Raw genomic sequence first — 21,413 nt, 5'->3', positions numbered from 1 at the left:
CTTCGAACTTGCTTCATTGTACGCGGGATTAGAGGAGATTAGACCAAGCAGGGAAGCGCAGGAAAGGGGAACCTGTATGGAGCAGGAAGAAGAGAAATCGGTACGCACGTGGTCCAATGAATCCTATCGTCATCCAAGAAGTTCGTCAACTAGGCGGTATTTAGTTTCGGCGCTGGTTGGCGTCGTGATTTTATATGCGCTGTTTTTTGTGCGGCTGCCTTATTTTATTTTTATGCCGGGGACCGCAGAGGAAATAAAGCCGATGGTCACCATTCCGAAGAGTCAAGGCGCGGAGCAAGGCACTCTAATGCTCACAACGGTTCGTGTGGCCGATGCCAACTTGATGAGCTATTTGGTCGGACTGGTGCACCCGTATGAAGAGATAGAGCCCAAGACAAGTGTGCTGCAAAAAGGGGAGTCTGAGCAGGAATATTCTCAGCGGCAGGAATATGTCATGCTGACCTCTCAGGCCAGTGCGATTCAAGCGGCCTATAAAGAGGCGAAAGTGCCTTACCATATTGAGCATGAAGGTGTGATGGTGCTGCAGACGGTAGCCGGCATGTCAGGGGAGAAATCGCTCAAGCCGGGCGACGTACTGCTCAAGGCCGACGCGAAAGACATTAAAGTCTCACAGGACCTCCTGGACGCGTTAAAAGGCAAAAAAGCCGGCGACACGGTGGCCATCTCGTTCAAACGAAACAAAGTGGAACAGCAGACGACGCTGACGCTTGGCACGCTCCCTCAGCAAGCCGGCGAGACCGGGACGCCGCGGGCAGGTATCGGTGTCGTTCCGGCCGACATGCAGTCCGTCAAGGCGGAGTCTGCGGATCAGCAGGTGGAGATTAAAGCCGGGGAGATCGGCGGTCCATCCGCGGGCCTAATGTTCTCACTGGAAATCTACAACCAGCTCATTCCGGACGATATCACGAAAGGCTACCGAATCGCAGGGACCGGTACGATTGAAACAGATGGCACCGTAGGGCCAATCGGCGGTATTCAGCACAAAATTATCGCGGCAGACCGCGAGAAGGCGGATATTTTCTTCGCCCCGAAAAACAGGACTTACCCTGACGGTACGAAAATCAACAATTACGACGATGCCGTCAAACGCGCACAGCAAATCAAGACAAAAATGAAGGTCGTCGAGATCGGCACGATGGAGGAAGCGATCAAATATCTAGCAGATTTGCCTCCCAAATCGGAACAAACTACCAAGTAACCGATATTTTAAATTGACAAAACCTATGTTGAATGGATATAATAATTTTTGTTTGTTTGGGGTGAAAAAATATGCATTTTCGTTTTAAAGAGCTAGCGCTGAAAACGAATCGAAAACAGCTGAGCGAAGTTTTGGACTTGAAGGAGCCTTTTGAAGGCCGCCAGGACATACTGAGCCATGGACCGATTCGGGCCGATCTTCATGCCGAGTATGAAGACGGGCAGGTAAGAGTTAACGGCACGTTAACGTTAGACGCAGAGTTAAGCTGTTCCCGATGCTTATCGCACACGAACCAAACAATCGTACTTCCGTTCGAGGAAGTCTTTATGCAGAAGCCGGAAGAGGAAGATCCCGATCTTGACGAGGATATTCATCTGGTGGTGGGAGATAAAGTAGAGCTTGAGCCTTACGTTGTAGAGAATGTAGTGGTCGGATTGCCTTACATACCACTTTGTGACGAAGCGTGTAAAGGTCTCTGTCCCGTGTGCGGGGGAAACCGCAATCAACACGATTGCGGCTGCAAGGTGGAGAAGATTGATCCCCGGCTTGCAGGTCTCGCGGACTTTTTTAACAAAGAATAGGTAACACGCACACCCGATATTCGATGAAGGAGGTGTTTTGAATATGGCAGTACCTCAAAGAAGAACGTCCAAAACTCGTCGCGACAAGCGCCGTAATCACTTCAGACTGGAAGTTCCAGGCATGGTGAAATGTGAACAATGTGGAGAACTGAAGCTGGCGCACCGCGTGTGCAAGTCTTGCGGATCTTACAAAGGCAGAGAGATCGTAAAAGCATAAGTTTTGACATAGTACTTCATCCTAGTGTGAGGTGCTATTTTTTTTGCTTTCTTTTTGAACTCAAATTTAATATACTACAGTTTAGTATCTGGTAATAAGACGAGATCTCACGAGAAGGTGGTGCTCACCATCGAACGACTTCCGAAACGGCAGAGGCAGCAGCGGCTGCTGCAAGCCATTGAAGCGAATCCTTTTATGACGGATGAGGAGTTGATGCGGACGTTTGGGGTAAGTATCCAGACCGTTCGCTTGGATCGATTAGAGCTTGGCATTCCCGAGCTTCGGGAACGCATGAAGCATATGGCCGTCAAGACGTACGATCATGTGCGCTCGCTGCCGATTGATGAAGTCATTGGCGAAGTCATTGATTTGCAATTGGATCAAAGCGGGATTTCCATTTTTGAAATTAAGGAAGATCATATTTTCTCAAGAACGAAGATCGCCAGAGGACATCACATTTTTTCACAAGCCAATTCGCTTGCGGTAGCCGTGATCAACGATCCCATTGCGCTGACCGCTTCGGCAGATATACGCTTCATCCGCTCCGTCAAGCTGGGAGAAAAGTGCATCGCGAAAGCTTATGTACGTTCCGTTTCCAAAGGGAAGGCTAGAGTTGAGGTGTTCTCGTATGTGGGGGACGAAATGGTGTTCCGAGGCAATTTTGTGATCTTCCATTCCAAGAAAGAGCATCTAGACAGGGAGGACAAGCTGCATGCGGATTGCGATTGATGCAATGGGCGGTGATCATGCGCCTAAGGTCGTCGTGGAGGGTGCTATCGCGGCAGCCAAAGAGTGGAACGACGTACATATTATCCTGGTCGGCAATCAGGCGGCCATCGAGTCGCATATGACGGAAAAACCGGCAAATATCACGATTCGCCACGCCGAGGAAGTCATTGAAGCTGACGATGAACCGGTCAAAGCCGTACGCCGGAAAAAAGACGCATCGATGGTCGTGGCAGGCAAACTGGTTCGCGAGAAAGAAGCCGAGGCGATGATTTCGGCAGGCAATACGGGCGCCTTGATGACGACGGGGCTGCTCGTCGTAGGCCGGATTCCGGGCATTGAGCGGCCGGCGTTAGCGCCGATGCTGCCGACGATGGATGGAAGCGGTGTGCTTGCGCTCGACTTGGGCGCGAACATGGATGCAACGCCGGAGCAATTGCTGCAATACGCGATTATGGGGAGCATTTACCGTGCGAAGGTGCACGGCATCGCGAAGCCACGCGTAGGACTTTTGAACGTAGGCACCGAGGCCGCTAAAGGGAATGAATTGACGAAGGCGGCATATCCTTTAATGGAACAAGCCCCTATCGAATTTGTGGGTAATGTCGAATCTTCGCAGGTCCTGAGGGCGTCATGCGATGTGATTGTCTGCGATGGCTTTGCGGGCAACATTATGCTTAAAACGCTGGAAGGCGCTGCCTCAGCCATCTTCTCGGCGCTGAAGCAGGAGTTTACGAAGACGCTGTTCTCGAAGCTGGCGGCGGCGATTTTGAAACCGGGACTAACAAAGTTCCGTAAAAAGATGGATTACACCGAGCATGGCGCAGCGCCGTTCCTAGGTTTGGACGGACTTGTGCTGAAGAGCCACGGCTCTTCGGACGCCTATGCCATCTATAATGCTGTGCGTCAAGCAAGAATTGCTTTGCAAAAAGATTTGGTCGGCACTATTTCTGCCGAAATCAGCCGCGGGAAGCGAGATATGGAATCATGAGCCTACTACCAGTTGGTGTACTCGGTACCGGCAAATATGTGCCGGACCGCATTTTGACGAATAAAGAACTGGAATCGATGGTCGAGACGAATGACGAGTGGATCGTGACGCGTACGGGCATCCGCGAGAGACGGATCGCAGCCGACAACCAGGCGACGTCTGACTTGTGCTATGAAGCGGCGCTCAAAGCGCTGGACAGCGCAGGCATTACGGCCGATCAGCTCGATCTGATCATCGTAGCGACGATCACACCGGACATGGCGTTCCCGTCGACGGCCTGCATTTTGCAAGAGAAGCTCGGGGCGAAGAAAGCGGCAGCTTTCGATTTGTCCGCGGCGTGCTCGGGCTTTGTCTACGGGCTTGCGAACGCAACAAACTTCATTTCGACCGGCATGTACAAGTATGCGCTGGTTATCGGTGCAGATAGTCTTTCCAAAATCACGGATTATACCGACCGCAATACGTGCATTTTGTTCGGCGACGGCGCAGGCGCCGTTGTGATCGGACAAGTTCCAGAAGGCCGCGGCTTCCAGTCGTTTGAACTGGGGGCTGACGGGACAGGCGGTCCGCTGCTCAAGATCGAAGGGGGCGGATCGCGCAACCCGGCTTCGCACACTTCGGTAGATCAGCGTTTGCATTACATCTACATGGCCGGTGCCGAGGTGTTCAAGTTCGCGGTCCGCATTATGGGGAACGCGGCGGACGAAGCGCTTCGCAAAGCTGGGTGGGACAAGTCGGACATCGACTTGCTTGTGCCGCATCAAGCGAACACGCGAATTATTCAATCTTCCCTGAACCGCTTGGAATTATCGGAAGATAAATGTATGATCAACATTGATAAATATGGCAATATGTCGGCGGCCTCCATCCCGGTGGCGCTGGCCGAGGCTGTCGAACAGGGCAGGCTTCAAGAAGGCGACCGCGTCGTACTGGTTGGCTTTGGCGGCGGCTTGACGTGGGGCGCATCTGCCATCGTGTGGTAGTGTACTGATTACATTAACGACAATCGTGGAAGGGGATCCTTTTCTCGTATGGGTAAAATCGCATTTGTATTTCCTGGACAAGGTTCGCAGTTCGTGGGCATGGGGAAAGATTTGTACGATGCCCAGCCTGCGGCGAAGGCTTACTTTGACCGCGCGGACGAAGCGCTGGGCTTGTCTTTGTCCGAGGTGATTTTTCAGGGGCCTGACGACCAGCTGAAAATCACCTACAACACGCAGCCGGCCCTCCTCACAACAAGCATCGCTTGTTTGGAGGCGTTCAAGGCTGCGGGCATCTCGCCCGACTATGTCGCTGGACATAGTCTGGGCGAATACAGCGCGCTCGTCGCGGCGGGCGCGCTCGGGTTCGAAGACGCGATCCGCACCGTGCGGGCCCGCGGCGAGTTCATGGAACAGGCCGTCCCCGGCGGCCTGGGCGCCATGGCCGCCGTGCTGGGGGCGGAGCGCGAAGCGCTGGCAGCCCTGTGCACGGCGATCACAGCAGGCGGTTCCGTCGTGGAGCTCGCCAACGTGAACTGCCCGGGACAGATCGTTGTCTCGGGCAGCAAGGAAGGCGTGGCAGCGGTCGTCGAGCGCTGCAAAGAAGCGGGCGCGAAACGCGCGATTCCGCTCGAAGTGAGCGGGCCGTTTCATTCGTCCCTCATGAAGCCGGCTTCCGAGCGACTGGCTAGCGTGCTCGCTGCGGTGGACATGCAGCCGGCAGCCGTGCCGGTCGTCGCGAACGTGACGGCGCGCGAGGTGACGCAGCCGGAAGAAATCCGGGGGCTGCTTGTGGAGCAAGTGTATTCCCCTGTATTATGGGAAGACACCATTGCGTACTTGATCGGCGAAGGCGTCGATACGTTTATCGAGCTGGGCTCGGGTGCAGTGCTTGCCGGACTGATCAAGAAGGTCGACAAATCCGTCAAAACGGTCTCGATCGGCAGTCTGGAAGCGTTGAACAAGTATTTGGAGGTGGAGCAGCATGTTAACGGGTAAAGTAGCGTTAGTCACTGGCGCTTCCCGCGGGATTGGCCGTGCCATTGCCCTGCATTTGGCAGAGCATGGGGCGGACGTCGTTGTGAACTACGCAGGCAGCGAAGGAGCCGCCAGCGAGGTGGTTGCCGCGATTGAAGCGATGGGCCGCAAAGCGATCAAGCTGCGCGCCGATGTCAGCTCCTATCAGGAATCCGAAGATTTGGTCAAGCAAACGATAGAAACATTTGGAAAAATCGATATTCTTGTGAATAATGCAGGCATAACGAGAGACAATCTAATCATGCGCATGAAGGAAGAAGAGTTCGATCAAGTGATCGCGACGAATCTGAAAGGCGTCTTTAACTGCGTCAAAGCGGTGACGCGTCCGATGATGAAGCAGCGCTCCGGTCGAATTATCAATATATCTTCTGTAGTCGGCGTGCTCGGCAACCCGGGTCAAGCCAACTATGTAGCAGCCAAAGCAGGCGTCATTGGCCTCACGAAGGCGACGGCGAAGGAACTCGCTTCCCGTGGCATTACCGTGAATGCGGTGGCTCCAGGCTTTATTGAAACAGACATGACTGACAAGCTGTCTCCTGAGCTCAAGGAGCAAATGCTGAAAGGTATTCCACTGGAACGCCTTGGGCAGCCTGAGGAGATTGCGAAGGTCGTCCGCTTCTTGGCTTCCGACGACGCCTCCTATATGACAGGCCAAACATTGCACGTGGATGGCGGTATGTACATGTAAGAGAATGAAAATGAGAATCTGAAAATTTGCCTACTGGCAATCTGTCAAAGATTCTCGTATAATACCAAAGAGGAGGTGAACCGGATGTCCGACGTATTGGATCGTGTTAAACGAATTGTAGTCGATCGTCTAGGGGTTGATGAATCTGAAGTCACCCTCGAAGCATCTTTCAAAGAAGATCTAGGTGCTGATTCTCTCGATGTAGTGGAATTGGTAATGGAATTAGAAGATGAATTCGATTTAGAAATTTCCGATGAAGACGCTGAGAAGATTACGACAGTAGGAGAAGTTACGAATTACATAAAATCTCATACGTAATAGTCTACCGAGTCCCGTTGCTAATCAAGACGGGACTTCTCTCCATTCTCAGCATGAATAATAATAATGTCTCACTACATAGAAGGATGGTACAAATGAACAGAGTTGTCATTACAGGTATGGGCGTTGTGACGGCCCTCGGTCAAGATTTGGATACATTCTGGGGTAATTTGACTTCCGGCAAATCCGGCGTAAGCCGCATTGAGAATTTTGATGTCAGCGAATACCCGACGCAAATTGCGGCGGAGATCAAAGATTTTAATATCGAAAATTATGTAGACCGTAAAGAAGCGCGCCGCATGGACCGTTTCGTACAGTTTGCTGTTGCAGGCGCGCTGAACGCCTTAAAAGATGCGAATCTCAATGTTGCGGAAGACGCTGATCCAGAGCGCGTAGGCGTGTCTGTGGGCTCTGGCATCGGTGGTCTGGGCACATGGGAAGAGCAGCACCGCATTTTGCTGGAAAAAGGACCGAAGCGTGTATCGCCGTTCTTTATCCCGATGATGATCGCGAACATGGCATCCGGCCAAGTGTCGATGATCACAGGAGCGAAAGGACCGAACTCGACGGCGGTTACGGCGTGCGCTACCGGTACGCATTCCATTGGCGATTCGTTCAAAATTTTGCAGCGCGGCGATGCCGACGTGATGATCTGCGGCGGTGCGGAAGCGACAATTACGCCGATTGGGGTGGCAGGATTCTGCGCTTTGAGAGCGATGTCAACACGTAACGAAGAGCCGACCAAGGCAAGCCGTCCATTTGACGTCGACCGTGACGGATTCGTCATGGGCGAGGGGGCAGGCATCCTCGTGTTGGAAACATTGGAGCACGCGCAAAAACGCGGCGCACGCATCTATGCGGAAGTGATCGGCTACGGCATGAGCGGTGACGCTTACCACATGACAGATCCGGATCCGGACGGCGCAGCTCGCTGCATGAAGCGGGCGATCAAGGACGCAGGCATCTCGCCAGAAGACGTTACTTACATCAATGCACACGGCACCTCGACGCCTGTCGGTGACAAATCCGAAACGACGGCGATCAAGAAGACGCTGGGCGAGTACGCTTCCAAAGTAGCGGTGTCCTCGACGAAATCGATGACAGGCCATCTGCTCGGCGCTGCCGGCGGTGTAGAAGCGGTCATCTGTGGGCTGTCGATTGCCAACAACACCATCGCGCCGACCATCAACATCGACAATCAAGATCCGGAGTGTGACCTGGATTACGTGCCGAACGTTGCCCGTGAAGCGAATGTGAAGATCGCGATGTCCAACTCCTTTGGCTTCGGCGGTCACAACGCAACGATCGTGCTCAAAAAGTTTGAAGCATAATTTACCTTCCTGCGAAGAAAGATAACCCAATATCAGTCTCTCGGGGTGGTGATTCAAAGCAATGAACCGTGATATTAGAGAGCTGCAGAAAGCGATTCGCATTACTTTTCGGAGGTCGGATCTGCTAAGGCAGGCATTTACCCATTCATCTTACGTCAACGAGCATCGCATCGCGGGACATAAAGACAACGAGCGATTGGAATTTCTGGGAGACGCCGTGCTGGAGTTGACGGTTTCGGAATTTTTATATGATTCATACCCGGGGCGTACAGAAGGCGAATTAACGAAGCTGAGGGCTTCCATTGTGTGCGAGCCTTCGCTCGTGACGTTTGCGGAAGATTTAGATTTTGGCGCTTACGTGCTGCTGGGCAAAGGAGAAGAACTGACAGGCGGCCGCTCGAGACCGGCGCTGCTCGCGGACGTATTCGAATCGTTCGTCGGTGCGCTGTACCTCGATCAAGGGCTGGATGTGGTCAAATCGTTTCTGAAAACGCATGTATTCAGCAAACTGTCCACGGAAGGCAAACTGCTCGTCATCGATTATAAAACGCAATTGCAAGAGTACGTACAGCATCACAGCATGGGGACACTGGAATATCGCATTGTCAATGAGCGCGGACCTGCGCATGAGCGCGAATTCGTCGCCGAGGTGCATATGGACAGCGAACTGCTGGGTACGGGAGCGGGTCGCTCCAAGAAAGAAGCGGAACAGCAGGCAGCGGCTGGCGCCCTGTCGAAGCTGAACGTGACAGTACAGAGATAGTGCGAGAAAGGGGCGGCTGCGGCCGCTTCTTTTATTTTTTTTCGCGCCTGCGGCTCTCTGCTTTTGCCAAGGGTTATGGTACAATACGGTTGAGGTGAGACCATGTTTTTGAAACGGATCGAGTTATCCGGGTTTAAATCTTTCGCAGACCGGACGGAGCTGGAATTTGTTCGCGGGATTACCGCTGTTGTAGGTCCGAATGGAAGTGGAAAAAGCAATATCTCGGACGGGATCCGTTGGGTGCTCGGGGAGCAAAGCGCGAAGTCGCTGCGCGGCGGTAAAATGGAAGACGTCATCTTTGCCGGGAGCGATGCTAGGCGCGCCGTGAACTACGGGGAAGTGTCGTTGACGCTTGATAATGCCTCCCAATCGCTGCCGCTGGACTTCTCGGAAGTGACGGTCACCCGGCGGGTGCATCGCAGCGGAGAGAGCGAGTATTTGATCAACAAGCAGCCTTGCCGTCTCAAAGATATTACCGAGCTGTTCATGGATACGGGCATCGGGAAAGAGGCGTATTCCATTATCGGACAGGGCCGGATTGAAGAGATTTTGAGTACGAAGTCTGAAGATCGCCGGGGCATTTTTGAGGAAGCATCCGGTATTGTCAAGTATAAATCGCGCAAGCGCGAAGCGGAAAAGAAACTGAACGACACCGAGCAGAATCTGCTGCGGATTCACGATTTGGTTTCAGAGCTCGAGGATCAGCTTGAACCTTTGCGGGATCAGGCGGAGAAGGCGACGCGGTATAAAGCGCTGCGTGAAACGCTGAAGAGTAATGAGATTTCGATGTATGTTCACCAAATCGAGCAGATTTATGCTTCGTGGAACGAAGCGAAAGCGCTTTTGGACAAGCTGACGCAGGAACAGCTGGAGTTGTCGACGATTGTAAGCACGCACGATGCTCAGCTGGAGAAGCACCGTATGGAGTCCCGCAGGCTGGAGGAAGAGCTGGAGACGCTGCAGGAAAGCCTGCTTACGCTGAGTGAAGAGTTCGAGAAGTGCGAAGGACACGGCGAGGTGCTCAAAGAGCGGAAAAAGAACTACGCCGCGAATCATCAACAATTAAGCAGCACGATTGCCCTGCAAGAGCAGCGGAAGCTGGATAAAGAATCTGAGCTGAACAAGCATCGGGAGAAAATCATTAGCATCGGCGCACAGCTGTTTGAATTCCAGGCGAAGCTGACGGCGGAAGAGCAGAGGTTGCAAGGCGTCAGCGGCGGGATTAACGCGTCACCGGAAGAGCAGTTGAAGGGCGAACTGTTGGAGACGCTGAACAAAATGGCGCAGTCCCGCAACGAGATTCGCTATGCGGAGCAGCAGATGGAATCGATCTCCCGGCGGCTGGAGCGGCTGGACGATGAGCGGCAGAAGTGGGCAGGTCAGAGGGAGCAGATCGTGCTTCGCAGACAGGAGCTGACAGGTAAGCTCGAAGCGACTGTCCACGAGATTGAAGAAGCGCGCCTGCAGTACGTCGCCATTACGCAAGCGCTCAAAACGAAGCAGGGCCTCTTGGACGATGCCCTCGGCATGGTGCGCAAGTGGGAGCAGAAGCTGGACAGCCTGATCTCCCGCCGCGATACGATGAAGGAAATGGCGAACGACTACGATGGCTTTATGCAAGGGGTCAAAGAGGTGCTCAAGGCCAAAGCCCGCGGCGATCTGCGAGGCATTCGCGGCGCGGTTGCCGAACTCGTGAAGGTGCCTCAGCACGTGGAGATTGCGATTGAGACGGCGCTCGGCGCAGCGCTCCAGAACATCGTCGTCGAAACAGAAGCCGACGGGCGGGAAGCGATTGCTTTCCTGAAGCGCCGGCAAATGGGACGGGCGACGTTCCTGCCGATGAATGTCATTCGCGGCCGCTCCATTTCGGAGCATGAGATTGGCACGCTCAAGGCGGCGCGCGGCTTCGTAGGCATTGCTGTGAATCTGGTTGAATTTGATAACAAGTATCACAATATTTTCTCCAGTTTGCTCGGCAATGTCGTGGTGGCGCAGACGTTGGAGGATGCGAACCATATTGCGGCGAAAGCGCAGTACCGCTACCGTGTCGTGACGCTCGAGGGTGACGTTGTTAATCCCGGCGGTTCGATGACTGGGGGAAGCTTACAGAAGAAAACGGCGAACCTCCTGGGACGTCAGCGCCAAGTCGAAGAGTTGGACACGGAGATCAAGAGCTCTGAAACGCAGCTCAGCGGCTTGCGCGGCCAAACCGGCCAGCTCAAGCGGGAAATCGCGGAAGAGATGATGAAGGTGGAGCAGCTTCGTCAGCAAGGCGAGCAGCAGCGTATCACCGAGCAGCAGATCCGCGCCGAGTTGAACCCACTCGAATCCGAGAGCCGTACTGTGGAAGAGCAACTGTCGCTGGACAGCCAGGACCGGAACGCGCTGATCGAGGAGCAGAAGGATTTTGCCCGGAAGAAGGAGGAAGCGGAAGCGGCGCTGGCGGAATTGCAGCAGGAAGAAGCTTCGCTCCAACAGGCGATTCGTGATGCCGAAAGCTCGCGGAAAGCCAGCGAGTCGGCCAAAGAAGAGTTGCAAGGCCAGCTCACGGATTTGAAAGTAAAAGTGGCGTCGATCACACAGGAGAAGCATTCCTTGCAGGATCAGCAGCGTCGTTTGCAAACGGACTTGTCCGAAGCGGAACGGGAAATCGAAGTGAACCGCGGCCTCATGCAGCAGCTGGAAGATGATATGGCGGCGCTGGAGCTGGAAACCGTCGCGCAGATCGAGCTTTTGAACGACTTGAAGCTGCGGAAGCAGCAATGCTCGGAAAGCATCGATTTCAAGCGAGCGGAACGCGCGGACTGGCTGCTCAAGCTGGAGCAGGGCGAGAATGAGACCCGGACGCAGCGGACGCAGCTGAAACAGGTCGAAGAGAGCCTTCGCCAGACCGAAGTGCGGGTAACACGCCTCGATGTGGAGCTCGAGAACTTGCTCAAAAAGCTCGGCGAAGAATATGAATTGAGCTACGAGCTCGCGAAGCTGCGCTACCCAGTGCCGGAAGACATTATCGGTACGCAAAATAAAGTGCGCGAGCTGAAGCGCGAAATCGCGTCGCTCGGCGAGGTGAACCTTGGTGCGATCGACGAGTTCGCCCGGGTGTCGGAACGTTATGAGTTCCTCGCTGCCCAGAAGGACGATCTGATTGAAGCGAAGACGACGTTGTATCAGGTCATTCGCGAGATCGACCAAGAGATGTCCAAGCGGTTCAAAACGACGTTTGACGAGATTCGCTCGCATTTCGGCGTCGTATTCGCCAAACTGTTCGGCGGCGGTCGGGCGGACCTGATCTTATCGGAGCCGGACAACTTGTTGGACACCGGCATTGAAATCGTGGCGCAGCCACCAGGCAAAAAGCTGCAAAACTTGCAGCTGCTCTCCGGGGGCGAACGCGCTTTGACGGCGATTGCGCTGCTCTTCTCGATCATCCGCGTGAAGCCGGTGCCGTTCTGCGTGCTGGACGAGGTCGAGGCGGCATTGGACGAAGCGAACGTGTCCCGTTTTGCGGAATACTTACGTGAATTCTCGGAAATGACGCAGTTTATCGTCGTCACGCACCGGAAAGGTACGATGGAGGAAGCGGATGTGTTGTACGGCGTCACGATGCAAGAAGGCGGCGTATCCAAGCTGGTTTCGGTGCGCCTGGAAGATGAAGAAGCGGAAATGACCGCATCATAGGAGATTATTACGGGGATGGAAGCAGGAGGAGCTATGAGTTTTTTTAAAAGATTAAAGGAAAGCATCGCCGGGAAGGCGGAAGCCGTTACCAATAAGTTTAAAGACGGTTTGGCAAAGACGCGGGATGCATTTGTTGATCGGGTGGATGATCTGTTCTCCCGCCGCAAAAAAATCGACGAGGATTTCTATGAAGAACTGGAAGAAATTTTGATCGGTGCCGATGTTGGTGTGAATACGGTGCTTGAGCTGATTGACCAGCTGCGCGCGGAAGTGAAGAAGCGCAAGATCGAGGATCCGTCCGAGCTGCAGCCAATTCTTTCTGAGAAGCTGATTGAACTTCTCAAAGGAGATCAGGATGCCGGGTTGAATCTGAACCCTAACGGCTTGACCGTCATCCTGTTCGTCGGTGTGAATGGTGTCGGTAAGACGACAACGATTGGCAAAATGGCACACATGTTCAAGTCTCAAGGCAAAAAGGTGCTTATGGCCGCGGGCGATACGTTTCGTGCCGGGGCGATCGAGCAGCTTGAGACGTGGGGCACGCGCGTGGGCGTCGACGTCATCAAACAGCAGTCGGGTGCTGACCCGGCAGCGGTCATGTATGACGCGGTACAAGCGGCAAAGACGCGCGGCGTCGATATTTTGCTGTGCGATACCGCAGGACGCTTGCAGAACAAAGTCAATCTCATGGAAGAACTGAACAAAATTTACCGCGTTATTCAACGTGAAATTCCGGAAGCGCCGCATGAGGTCATTCTAGTGCTGGACGCGACGACGGGTCAGAACGCGCTGAGCCAAGCGAAGATCTTCGGGGAAAAAGCAGGTCTGACGGGTCTTGTGCTGTCCAAGCTGGACGGTACGGCTAAAGGCGGCATCGTCGTGGCGATTCGCCAAGAGCTGAGCCTTCCGGTCAAATTCGTCGGTCTCGGCGAGAAAATGGATGACTTACAAGCGTTTGATTCGGAGCAATTTGTGCATGCGTTATTCGGCAAATGGATGGGAGATTCTGCTGACAAGGTATAATGCTTGACATTCATTCTGGAATTCAGTATGATAGGTTCTGTTGTGCTGGTGTCAAGTGTGCAACCTTTACGGAGGTGGATCATGACGATCGATCAAATGCTTGAGAAAACGAATCGCGTCAACCTGCTGTTTGATTTTTACGAACCGCTCTTGACCGAGAAACAGCGCACGTTTCTACAACTGTATTTTCATGATGATTACTCCCTTGGCGAAATTGCAGAGAATTTTGCGATCTCTCGCCAGGCGGTTTACGAGCATATTAAACGCGCTGAGACGACGCTGCTGGACTATGAGCGGAAGCTGCAGCTGCTACATAAGCATGAACAGCGAATGAAGCTTCGCGAGACGCTGACCGAGGTGCTCGGCGACTGTGAGCCCGGGCTGCAGAGGAAAGCGGCGGAGCTTTTTGATACAATTGTTGGCATCGGTTAAATCCGTACTCATGGTCAGGAGGTGAAGCGCATGGCATTTGAAGGATTAGCGAACCGGCTTCAGAATGTTTTCGGTAAACTGCGAAGCAAAGGGAAGCTGACGGAAGAGGATGTAGGCGAAGCGCTTCGCGAAGTAAGGCTGGCACTGCTTGAAGCGGACGTTAACTTTAAAGTAGTGAAAGACTTTATTGCGAAAGTGAAAGAACAGGCGATCGGGCAAGAAGTGATGAAGTCTTTCACACCGGGCATGGTCGTCATCGATATTGTGAACAAGGAGCTTACCGCACTGATGGGCGGCTCCCAAAGCAAGCTGGCGCGCTCCAACCGTCCGCCGACAGTCATTATGATGGCGGGTTTGCAAGGGGCCGGTAAGACGACAACGTCAGGCAAACTGGCGAAAATGCTGCAGAAGCAAAATCACCGTCCGCTGATGGTGGCGTGTGATATCTACCGCCCGGCAGCGATCAAGCAACTTCAGGTGCTCGGCGAGCAGTTGAAAGTGCCGGTGTTCTCACTCGGCGATCAGGTGAACCCTGTTGAGATTGCGAAAGCAGGCATTGAGCACGCAAAAGCGAACGGCCACGATTATGTGATTATCGATACCGCGGGACGCCTGCACATCGACGAGCCCTTAATGGACGAGCTCAAAAACGTGCGAGCAGCGACGAATCCGGATGAAATCTTATTCGTTGTGGACGCGATGACTGGGCAAGACGCGGTCAATGTTGCGGAAAGCTTTCATCAGCAGTTGGAGCTGACCGGTGTCGTGCTGACCAAGCTCGACAACGATACGCGCGGCGGCGCCGCACTGTCTGTTAAAGCGGTCACCGGATGCCCGATTAAGTTCGTGGCAAGCGGCGAGAAGATGGATGCACTGGAGCCGTTTTTCCCGGATCGGATGGCATCGCGGATTCTCGGCATGGGCGACATGCTGACGTTGATTGAGAAGGCGCAGGCTGGCATCGACATGGAGAAGGCGAAAGAGATGGAACGCAAAATGCGGACCGCCGAATTTACCTTTGAAGACTTCCTTGACCAGATGGAGCAAGTGAAGAAGATGGGGCCGTTGGATCAGATTCTGGAAATGCTCCCGGGTGCCAACAAGATCAAAGGCATGAAGGACATGAAGGTTGACGATAAGCAGATGGCACGCGTCGAAGCGATTGTGAAATCGATGACGACGGACGAGAAACGCAAGCCTGAGCTGCTCAATCCTTCCCGCCGCAAACGGATCGCCCTCGGCAGCGGCAACTCCGTACAGGAAGTGAACCGGTTCATCAAGCAATTCGAAGATATGCGCAAAATGATGAAGCAGTTCTCCGGCATGATGGGGCCGAAAGGCGCCAAAAACTTGAAAAAGCTTGGCAAAGGGAAAGGCTTTAAATTTCCTTTTTAATAAAAGTCGAAAGACGACTTTGAATTCTATGTAGGAGGTGAATTTTACAATGGCAGTACGTATTCGTCTTAAACGTGTTGGTGCTCACAAAGCGCCTTTCTACCGTGTGGTGGTTTCGGATTCCCGTTCCCCGCGTGACGGTCGTTTTATCGAAGAAATCGGAACTTATAACCCAATTGCTCAACCAGCAGCTGTAGTTCTTGATGAGGAGAAAGCGCTGAAATGGCTTCAAACTGGCGCTCAACCGTCCGATACAGTTCGCAGCCTGTTCTCCAAAGCAGGTTTGATGACTAAATTTCACGAGCTGAAATTGCAGAAGTAATCTGTTATCTTTCGGAGGGTGGTTTCATGAAGGATCTTATCACCGTAATTGCTAAGGCTCTTGTTGATCATCCGGAAGAAGTACGTGTCACGGCCGTGGAGAAGGACGACAAGATCGAATACCGGCTTTCGGTTCATCCCGACGATGTCGGGAAAGTCATCGGCAAGCAAGGGAAGATTGCGAAGTCGCTCCGCACTGTGGTCACGTCAGCAGCAGTGAAAGAAACGAAACGGGTTTCCGTTGAGATTGTGTCATAAGAAGTAAGGTTAGGATCTCGCTCCTAGCCTTTTTCTTATATGGTCGCAAGGAATTTATAGTGGAGGTTGGGCAGGGGTCATGACGGAATCACTTAAAACGGTAGGCAAAATCGTAAACAGCCACGGCATCCGCGGCGAACTGAAGGTCGTGCCGGAGACGGATTTTCCGGAGCGATTTGATAAAGGCAGCGAATTGATTATTGTCGATGCGAAAAATGTGCAAACGCCGGTGACGGTGAAAACGTCCCGCTTACATAAAAATGTGTTTATCGTGCAGTTTGAACAGTTTTCCAACATCAACGATGTGGAGAAGTTTAAAGGCGCTCTGCTCAAAATCGAGGGCAAGCATCAGCAGCCGCTTGAAGAAGGCGAATATTATTACCACGAAATCATCGGCTGCAAAGTAGTGACCGAAGAAGGCCGTGAGCTTGGGGAAATTTCAGAGATCTTGACGCCTGGCGCAAACGATGTGTGGGTGGTGTCCTTAGGGAAAGGCAAAGAACTGTTGCTTCCGGTCATTGATGATGTGGTGCTCGACGTGGATGTGCCGAATAAGACGATTCGGATTCATCTGATGGAAGGATTAATGGAATGAAAATCGATGTATTGACGCTGTTTCCCGAAATGTTTGATGGTGTATTCTCGTCCAGCATTTTGGGGAAAGCGCGCGATAAAGGCATTGTTGAACTGAACACGGTGAATTTTCGCAATTACGCGAACAATAAACACAATACGGTTGACGATTACCCATATGGCGGCGGGGGTGGCATGGTGCTGAAGCCGGAGCCGATTTTTGGTGCGGTCGAAGATTTGCCGTTTGTAGCGGATGCCGAAGGTGCGCCTATCAAGCCGCGTGTAATTCTCTTATGTCCGCAAGGTGAAACGTTTACGCAGAAAAAGGCGGAGGAGCTGTCGTCTGAGCAGCATCTCGTATTTATTTGCGGTCACTACGAGGGCTACGACGAGCGCATACGGCAGTATCTGGTGACGGACGAGCTATCCGTTGGGGATTACGTGCTTACTGGCGGAGAACTGCCTGCCATGGTGGTTATCGACAGCGTCGTCCGGCTGCTGCCGGGCGTGCTCGGCAACGAAATGTCGGCGGTGACGGATTCCTTTTCGACGGGACTGCTGGAATATCCGCATTATACGCGTCCAGCGAAGTTCAGGGACTGGGAAGTGCCTGACATGCTGCTTTCCGGCCATCATGAGAATGTGCGAAAGTGGCGGGCTCGGGAGTCGCTGATCCGCACCTTGGAGCGCAGGCCGGACTTGCTTGCTGGCAGGGAGTTTTCAAAGCAGGAGAAGGCGTGGCTTGCAGAATGGGAAAAAGAGAAAGCAGCCAAGGCTGAGCAAGCGGAATAAATCTATTCAAAGATTTTCTATTGCTATTATGATTCGCCTATGATATTATATATTTTGTTGTGGATTTTTCCACAATGTTTGAGTCCGGTGGTCCTCTACGCATCGCAACTATGACTATACATGATGAATTGGCGGAATGAACACCTGTGTGGAAGGAGGGAGTCAACTATGAATCTTATTCAAGAGATTACTAAAGAGCAGCTTCGTTCGGATATTCCAAGTTTCCGTCCAGGCGACACTCTGAAAGTACACGTAAAAGTAATCGAGGGTTCCCGTGAGCGTATCCAGTTGTTCGAGGGCGTTGTTATCAAACGTCACGGCGGTGGAATTAGCGAAACGTTTACCGTTCGTAAAATTTCTTACGGTGTAGGTGTGGAAAGAACTTTCCCACTGCATTCTCCAAGACTTGAGAAAATCGAAGTGGCTCGCCGTGGTAAAGTTCGTCGTGCGAAACTTTATTACCTGCGCGGTCTTCGCGGTAAAGCAGCTAGAATCAAAGAAATTCGATAAGACAAATGGGGGGCTTGTTCGCAAGTCTCCTTTTCATTTTTAGGGTCTTTGACAGGGAAGCCTAAGGTCCTTGTTGTACATACTAGCAGTAATGTGAACGCAACTATCACCTTATCTGGAAGCGAGGCAGTCCGTAATGGAACAAAATGAGCATTTGCAGCAAACGAACCAGCCGGCAGCCGCGGGCGAAGCGAAACCGGCGGCAGCCAAGAACGAGACGTGGGAATGGATTAAAGCGTTAATCATTGCAGGTGTGCTGGTTATTATTATTCGTTGGTTGTTGTTTTCGCCATTTATTGTGGACGGGGATTCCATGCATCCGAATTTCTTTACCGGCGAGCGGCTGATCGTCAACAAAATTTTGTATGATGTGCGCGATCCGAAGCGCGGAGAAGTAATTGTTTTCCATGCGCCGGAAGGCAAAGATTATATCAAACGCGTCATTGCACTCCCTGGCGAGACGGTGAAGGTAGCGGGAGATAAGGTGTACATTAACGGCGAAGAGTTGGCACAGCCATATATTCAAGCCGCTATCGATCAGGCAGTGAAGGAAGGACATCCTTACAATACGCTGAAAGATTTCCCGGAAACGAAGGTGCCAGAGGGGGAACTTTTTGCGATGGGGGACAACCGTCCGAATTCGAAAGACAGCCGGACAAGCAGTGTTGGCTTCGTGCCGTTCAAGAAGATTGTCGGCCGGGCCGAAGTGATTTTCTGGCCGCTGAATAAAATTAGTTGGATACATTTTTGAGGTGAATAACGAATGACCATTCAATGGTTTCCGGGACATATGACCAAGGCTCGCCGACAAATCGAGGAAAAGCTTAAGCTGATCGATGTCGTGATCGAGCTCTTGGACGCCCGCATTCCGCTGTCCAGTCGGAACCCGATGGTGGATGAGATTCTGCACGGCAAGCCAAGGCTAGTGCTGCTGAATAAAACGGATTTGGCCGATCCGAAGGTGACGGCGGAGTGGGTGAACTACTTTGCGGATCAAGGCCATCCGGCGCTGCCGATTGATGCGGCTTCGGGCACGAACGTGAAAGAGATTTTGCCGCGGGTAAAACAGCTGTGGGCGCACAAAATTGAGAGCCAGCTTCGCAAAGGCATCAATCCCCGCGCGGTTCGCGCTTTGATCGTCGGCATTCCGAACGTCGGCAAATCGACGCTGATCAATCAGCTCGCAGGCAAAAAGATCGCCGCAACCGGAGACAAGCCGGGTGTGACGAAAGGCCAGCAGTGGATTAAAGTGGGAACGGAGATGGATCTGCTCGATACGCCGGGGATTTTGTGGCCGAAGTTTGAGGATCAAATGGTAGGCAAACGGCTTGCGGCCACCGGCGCGATCAAGGAAGAGCTGCTGCATTTGGATGAAATTGCGCTTTTCGTGATCACCTATATGGTGGAGCATTACAGTGCGGGCTTACAAGAACGCTTCGGGGGGATCGAGCTTCCTGAGGACATGGAAGATGTGCAAGAGATGGTCAAAGTGATGGAAGCGATCGGACGCAAACGCGGCGCGATTGTCTCCGGTGGTCGGGTCGATCTCGACAAAGCTTCGTTGATCATTATTCGGGATTTGCGCGCAGGCAAGCTGGGGCGGATTTCGCTGGAAAAGCCATAGTAAGATGTAGGGGAAGGACCCAAGGCTGAGGCTTTGGGTTCTTTGTTTTTTAGCATATCAGCAAAGTATATCCTCGAAGTGGTTCTATGCCATAAGTAAACCTCACGTCCTTGAAAGTACGGCGAAGTCGTTTATCTTTGATTACATAAAAATGGTATGGCTTGCTTTGGCACTCATCCTATATAATGGGGAAACGGAAAGGGGAGAGACCGGTGCTGGACTATGAAAAAGGCGTGTGGTCACAAGGATTCCACATGGTTGCAGGCATTGACGAAGTCGGCCGAGGCTGCTTGTTCGGAGATGTTGTGGCTGCGGCTGTGATTTTGCCGAAGGGGCATGTGTTGGAGGGCGTGAATGATTCCAAGAAGCTGTCCGAGAAAAAGCGAGAAGCTTTGTATGCGCAGATTATGGAGGAGGCACTCGCGGTCGGTGTCGGCGTTGTCAGTGTGGAAGGCATCGAGACCTTAAATATAAAGCAGGCGGCGCGCCTTGCAATGAAGCTAGCGGTGGAACAGATGGGGCTGAAGCCGGACTATTTATTGGTCGATGCGGAGAAGGTCGATCTGGAGCTGCCGCAGACAGCGATTACGCATGGAGATGCGTTAAGCCAATCGATTGCCGCTGCTTCCATTATCGCGAAGGTGACGAGGGATCGCATGTGCGCTTCGTGGGACGAGATGTATCCCGAATACGGCATTGCTATACATAAAGGCTACGGCACGAAACACCATAGGGAGATGCTGCTGCGCTATGGGCCGACGCCGCTGCACCGAAAGCTGTTTATCCGCAATATTATGGCGGAAGCGGAGAAGCAAACGGAGAAAGCCGGGGAACAGCTCGAATTCGATATATTTGAAGTGTTATAACGAAATGCGAGGCGCTTGCCGATAACATACATAAGTGGACAAGTCGAGGTGAGCAGTATGAATATCAGTGGATTGATCCGCAGCTTGGTCGGCGATTTAACGGCAGCGGATTCCAAAACTTTGGAGCTCAAGGTCGGGCAAATTGTCAAAGGGGTTGTCCTCCAATTGCTGAGCGATCAGGAGGCGATGCTGAATATCGGCGGCGTCCAGGTGCGGGCGAAGCTTGAGACGCCTTTGAAACAAGGCGATGTCACGATGCTGCAAGTTCAGCCTGAATCAAACGGTGGTCAAATTTTATTGAAGCCGCTTATGAACTCTAACGTGCAAATTTCTGAGGATTCGCTAGGGGATTTGCTGCAGGATTTTGAAGTGAAAGACAGTCTGACGACGCGAAACATGGTGCAGACGATGCAAAAGGAATCAGTGCCTGTGACGAAGGAGAATGTCCGGGCTTTCGAGCAGGTGATGCAGGCCGTTCCGGAAGGCGAGTCCAAAGAAGCTTGGCTGGAAGCGGCTGTGCTGGCCGCGAAGAAAAATTTGCCGGTCACGCCGGCGACGGTTGCTGCGCTCAAGCAGGTCATCAGCGGGCCGCCGGCGGGGCAGGTGTTGGACCAGCTTGAGCAGCAGGCCAACGCGCTGATTGAGGCGCAGCCGGACCATCCTGCCGCGGAGACCGCGAAGCAGGTGGTCGCGGTGCTCAAGGAGCTGCGGACGGCTTCCGCAGCGGTGGAGGGCGTGGCGCCGCGCGGTCATGGAGGCGCCGCTGAGGGGGTTGTGACGCCTCCTGCTGCGCAGGAGGCGGCGGATGGTCTGGCCCCGCTGCTGCGCACGCGGGGCTCGGTTGAAGCGGCGCCTGTGCCACAGGCGCCGCCTGGCAGCAGCGCCCCTGCGGGCGGCGCTGCGGTTTTGACGCCCGCGGCTTCGCCGGTGGGCGAGGCTGTGCCTGCGGCTGCGTCGCCGCCGCAGGAGGACGCCCCCGCCGCCATGGCGAAGCCGGCGGCAGAATCGCAGGCCGCCACCGCGCAGCGGGCGGCCGCGCCCGAGCCGGCTCCGGCGCGCAGTGCGGAGCCGCAGGCGCAGGGCGAACCC

General features: G+C 53.4%; 23 protein-coding genes and 1 pseudogene. All 24 read left to right on the top strand.

Features of this window, described 5'->3' with window-relative positions:
- Positions 1-76: 76 nt before the first annotated feature.
- A complete protein-coding gene (locus tag ABE504_RS04710; RefSeq protein WP_430085192.1) occupies positions 77-1,219 on the top strand; it encodes a SepM family pheromone-processing serine protease in 1,143 nt (380 codons plus the stop codon).
- A 71-nt stretch (positions 1,220-1,290) separates the two neighbouring features.
- Positions 1,291-1,800, top strand: coding sequence for a YceD family protein (locus ABE504_RS04705; RefSeq protein ID WP_430085189.1), 510 nt, complete (start codon positions 1,291-1,293; stop codon positions 1,798-1,800).
- Between the two features lie 43 nt (positions 1,801-1,843).
- Positions 1,844-2,017 carry a 50S ribosomal protein L32 gene (gene rpmF, locus ABE504_RS04700; protein WP_126142291.1) on the top strand — a complete coding sequence of 58 codons (174 nt, stop codon included), beginning with the start codon at positions 1,844-1,846 and terminating at the stop codon, positions 2,015-2,017.
- A 117-nt stretch (positions 2,018-2,134) separates the two neighbouring features.
- Positions 2,135-2,746 carry a transcription factor FapR gene (fapR, locus tag ABE504_RS04695; RefSeq protein WP_430085185.1) on the top strand — a complete coding sequence of 204 codons (612 nt, stop codon included), beginning with the start codon at positions 2,135-2,137 and terminating at the stop codon, positions 2,744-2,746.
- Positions 2,730-3,734: a phosphate acyltransferase PlsX gene (gene plsX, locus ABE504_RS04690; RefSeq protein ID WP_430085183.1), complete on the top strand. Its 1,005-nt coding sequence runs from the start codon at positions 2,730-2,732 to the stop codon at positions 3,732-3,734. Before fapR ends, plsX begins: the two co-directional genes overlap by 17 nt.
- Positions 3,731-4,717 carry a beta-ketoacyl-ACP synthase III gene (locus ABE504_RS04685; RefSeq protein ID WP_430085180.1) on the top strand — a complete coding sequence of 329 codons (987 nt, stop codon included), beginning with the start codon at positions 3,731-3,733 and terminating at the stop codon, positions 4,715-4,717. The genes plsX and ABE504_RS04685 overlap by 4 nt, the downstream gene beginning before the upstream one ends.
- A 48-nt stretch (positions 4,718-4,765) precedes the next feature.
- The gene (gene fabD, locus ABE504_RS04680; RefSeq protein WP_430085177.1) at positions 4,766-5,713 is read left to right on the top strand and encodes an ACP S-malonyltransferase; all 948 of its coding nucleotides are present in this window, start codon (positions 4,766-4,768) and stop codon (positions 5,711-5,713) included.
- On the top strand, positions 5,700-6,440 hold the full coding sequence (fabG, locus tag ABE504_RS04675) for a 3-oxoacyl-[acyl-carrier-protein] reductase (protein ID WP_430085174.1): 741 nt from the start codon (positions 5,700-5,702) through the stop codon (positions 6,438-6,440). Before fabD ends, fabG begins: the two co-directional genes overlap by 14 nt.
- An 84-nt stretch (positions 6,441-6,524) precedes the next feature.
- Positions 6,525-6,758, top strand: a complete 234-nt coding sequence (gene acpP, locus ABE504_RS04670) for an acyl carrier protein (RefSeq protein ID WP_126142285.1) — start codon at positions 6,525-6,527, stop codon at positions 6,756-6,758.
- A gap of 95 nt (positions 6,759-6,853) precedes the next feature.
- Positions 6,854-8,089: a beta-ketoacyl-ACP synthase II gene (gene fabF, locus ABE504_RS04665; protein ID WP_430085171.1), complete on the top strand. Its 1,236-nt coding sequence runs from the start codon at positions 6,854-6,856 to the stop codon at positions 8,087-8,089.
- A gap of 61 nt (positions 8,090-8,150) precedes the next feature.
- Positions 8,151-8,852: a ribonuclease III gene (gene rnc, locus ABE504_RS04660; protein ID WP_126142283.1), complete on the top strand. Its 702-nt coding sequence runs from the start codon at positions 8,151-8,153 to the stop codon at positions 8,850-8,852.
- 102 nt (positions 8,853-8,954) lie between these two features.
- Positions 8,955-12,530, top strand: coding sequence for a chromosome segregation protein SMC (gene smc, locus ABE504_RS04655; protein ID WP_430085168.1), 3,576 nt, complete (start codon positions 8,955-8,957; stop codon positions 12,528-12,530).
- 33 nt (positions 12,531-12,563) lie between these two features.
- On the top strand, positions 12,564-13,553 hold the full coding sequence (gene ftsY / locus ABE504_RS04650) for a signal recognition particle-docking protein FtsY (RefSeq protein ID WP_430085165.1): 990 nt from the start codon (positions 12,564-12,566) through the stop codon (positions 13,551-13,553).
- Positions 13,554-13,634: 81 nt separating this feature from the next.
- Entirely contained in the window at positions 13,635-13,985 is a 351-nt protein-coding gene (locus ABE504_RS04645; protein WP_430085162.1) for a putative DNA-binding protein, read from the top strand.
- 30 nt (positions 13,986-14,015) lie between these two features.
- Positions 14,016-15,380, top strand: a complete 1,365-nt coding sequence (ffh, locus tag ABE504_RS04640; RefSeq protein ID WP_430085159.1) for a signal recognition particle protein — start codon at positions 14,016-14,018, stop codon at positions 15,378-15,380.
- A 49-nt stretch (positions 15,381-15,429) separates the two neighbouring features.
- Complete coding sequence (gene rpsP, locus ABE504_RS04635; protein WP_126142278.1) at positions 15,430-15,702, top strand: 30S ribosomal protein S16; 273 nt, start codon at positions 15,430-15,432, stop codon at positions 15,700-15,702.
- Between the two features lie 26 nt (positions 15,703-15,728).
- Positions 15,729-15,959 (top strand): KH domain-containing protein, encoded by a 231-nt coding sequence (locus tag ABE504_RS04630; protein WP_126142277.1) that lies wholly within the window; start codon positions 15,729-15,731, stop codon positions 15,957-15,959.
- A 79-nt stretch (positions 15,960-16,038) separates the two neighbouring features.
- Positions 16,039-16,554 carry a ribosome maturation factor RimM gene (rimM, locus tag ABE504_RS04625; protein WP_430085155.1) on the top strand — a complete coding sequence of 172 codons (516 nt, stop codon included), beginning with the start codon at positions 16,039-16,041 and terminating at the stop codon, positions 16,552-16,554.
- Entirely contained in the window at positions 16,551-17,324 is a 774-nt protein-coding gene (gene trmD / locus ABE504_RS04620) for a tRNA (guanosine(37)-N1)-methyltransferase TrmD (RefSeq protein ID WP_430085153.1), read from the top strand. The genes rimM and trmD overlap by 4 nt, the downstream gene beginning before the upstream one ends.
- A 168-nt stretch (positions 17,325-17,492) precedes the next feature.
- On the top strand, positions 17,493-17,834 hold the full coding sequence (gene rplS / locus ABE504_RS04615; protein ID WP_126142274.1) for a 50S ribosomal protein L19: 342 nt from the start codon (positions 17,493-17,495) through the stop codon (positions 17,832-17,834).
- A 136-nt stretch (positions 17,835-17,970) separates the two neighbouring features.
- Positions 17,971-18,585: a signal peptidase I gene (lepB, locus tag ABE504_RS04610; RefSeq protein WP_430085150.1), complete on the top strand. Its 615-nt coding sequence runs from the start codon at positions 17,971-17,973 to the stop codon at positions 18,583-18,585.
- A 12-nt stretch (positions 18,586-18,597) separates the two neighbouring features.
- Positions 18,598-19,458: a ribosome biogenesis GTPase YlqF gene (ylqF, locus tag ABE504_RS04605; protein WP_430085147.1), complete on the top strand. Its 861-nt coding sequence runs from the start codon at positions 18,598-18,600 to the stop codon at positions 19,456-19,458.
- Positions 19,459-19,670: 212 nt separating this feature from the next.
- Complete coding sequence (locus ABE504_RS04600; protein ID WP_430085144.1) at positions 19,671-20,324, top strand: ribonuclease HII; 654 nt, start codon at positions 19,671-19,673, stop codon at positions 20,322-20,324.
- A 57-nt stretch (positions 20,325-20,381) separates the two neighbouring features.
- Positions 20,382-21,413: pseudogene (locus ABE504_RS04595) on the top strand (hypothetical protein); the annotation flags it as partial.

Source organism: Paenibacillus oryzisoli, from assembly GCF_050467285.1.
Classification (GTDB): Bacteria; Bacillota; Bacilli; order Paenibacillales; family NBRC-103111; genus Paenibacillus_E; species Paenibacillus_E oryzisoli_A.
The sequence above is the reverse complement of the archived record's forward strand: the minus strand, read 5'-3'. Positions and strand labels throughout refer to the sequence as shown.

Coding starts and splice junctions, on each gene's coding strand:
- ABE504_RS04710 (WP_430085192.1), top strand. CDS start 77: ATGGAGCAGGAAGAAGAGAAATCGGTACGCACGTGGTCCAATGAATCC.
- ABE504_RS04705 (WP_430085189.1), top strand. CDS start 1,291: ATGCATTTTCGTTTTAAAGAGCTAGCGCTGAAAACGAATCGAAAACAG.
- rpmF (WP_126142291.1), top strand. CDS start 1,844: ATGGCAGTACCTCAAAGAAGAACGTCCAAAACTCGTCGCGACAAGCGC.
- plsX (WP_430085183.1), top strand. CDS start 2,730: ATGCGGATTGCGATTGATGCAATGGGCGGTGATCATGCGCCTAAGGTC.
- ABE504_RS04685 (WP_430085180.1), top strand. CDS start 3,731: ATGAGCCTACTACCAGTTGGTGTACTCGGTACCGGCAAATATGTGCCG.
- fabD (WP_430085177.1), top strand. CDS start 4,766: ATGGGTAAAATCGCATTTGTATTTCCTGGACAAGGTTCGCAGTTCGTG.
- fabG (WP_430085174.1), top strand. CDS start 5,700: ATGTTAACGGGTAAAGTAGCGTTAGTCACTGGCGCTTCCCGCGGGATT.
- acpP (WP_126142285.1), top strand. CDS start 6,525: ATGTCCGACGTATTGGATCGTGTTAAACGAATTGTAGTCGATCGTCTA.
- fabF (WP_430085171.1), top strand. CDS start 6,854: ATGAACAGAGTTGTCATTACAGGTATGGGCGTTGTGACGGCCCTCGGT.
- rnc (WP_126142283.1), top strand. CDS start 8,151: ATGAACCGTGATATTAGAGAGCTGCAGAAAGCGATTCGCATTACTTTT.
- smc (WP_430085168.1), top strand. CDS start 8,955: ATGTTTTTGAAACGGATCGAGTTATCCGGGTTTAAATCTTTCGCAGAC.
- ftsY (WP_430085165.1), top strand. CDS start 12,564: ATGAGTTTTTTTAAAAGATTAAAGGAAAGCATCGCCGGGAAGGCGGAA.
- ABE504_RS04645 (WP_430085162.1), top strand. CDS start 13,635: ATGACGATCGATCAAATGCTTGAGAAAACGAATCGCGTCAACCTGCTG.
- ffh (WP_430085159.1), top strand. CDS start 14,016: ATGGCATTTGAAGGATTAGCGAACCGGCTTCAGAATGTTTTCGGTAAA.
- rpsP (WP_126142278.1), top strand. CDS start 15,430: ATGGCAGTACGTATTCGTCTTAAACGTGTTGGTGCTCACAAAGCGCCT.
- ABE504_RS04630 (WP_126142277.1), top strand. CDS start 15,729: ATGAAGGATCTTATCACCGTAATTGCTAAGGCTCTTGTTGATCATCCG.
- rimM (WP_430085155.1), top strand. CDS start 16,039: ATGACGGAATCACTTAAAACGGTAGGCAAAATCGTAAACAGCCACGGC.
- trmD (WP_430085153.1), top strand. CDS start 16,551: ATGAAAATCGATGTATTGACGCTGTTTCCCGAAATGTTTGATGGTGTA.
- rplS (WP_126142274.1), top strand. CDS start 17,493: ATGAATCTTATTCAAGAGATTACTAAAGAGCAGCTTCGTTCGGATATT.
- lepB (WP_430085150.1), top strand. CDS start 17,971: ATGGAACAAAATGAGCATTTGCAGCAAACGAACCAGCCGGCAGCCGCG.
- ylqF (WP_430085147.1), top strand. CDS start 18,598: ATGACCATTCAATGGTTTCCGGGACATATGACCAAGGCTCGCCGACAA.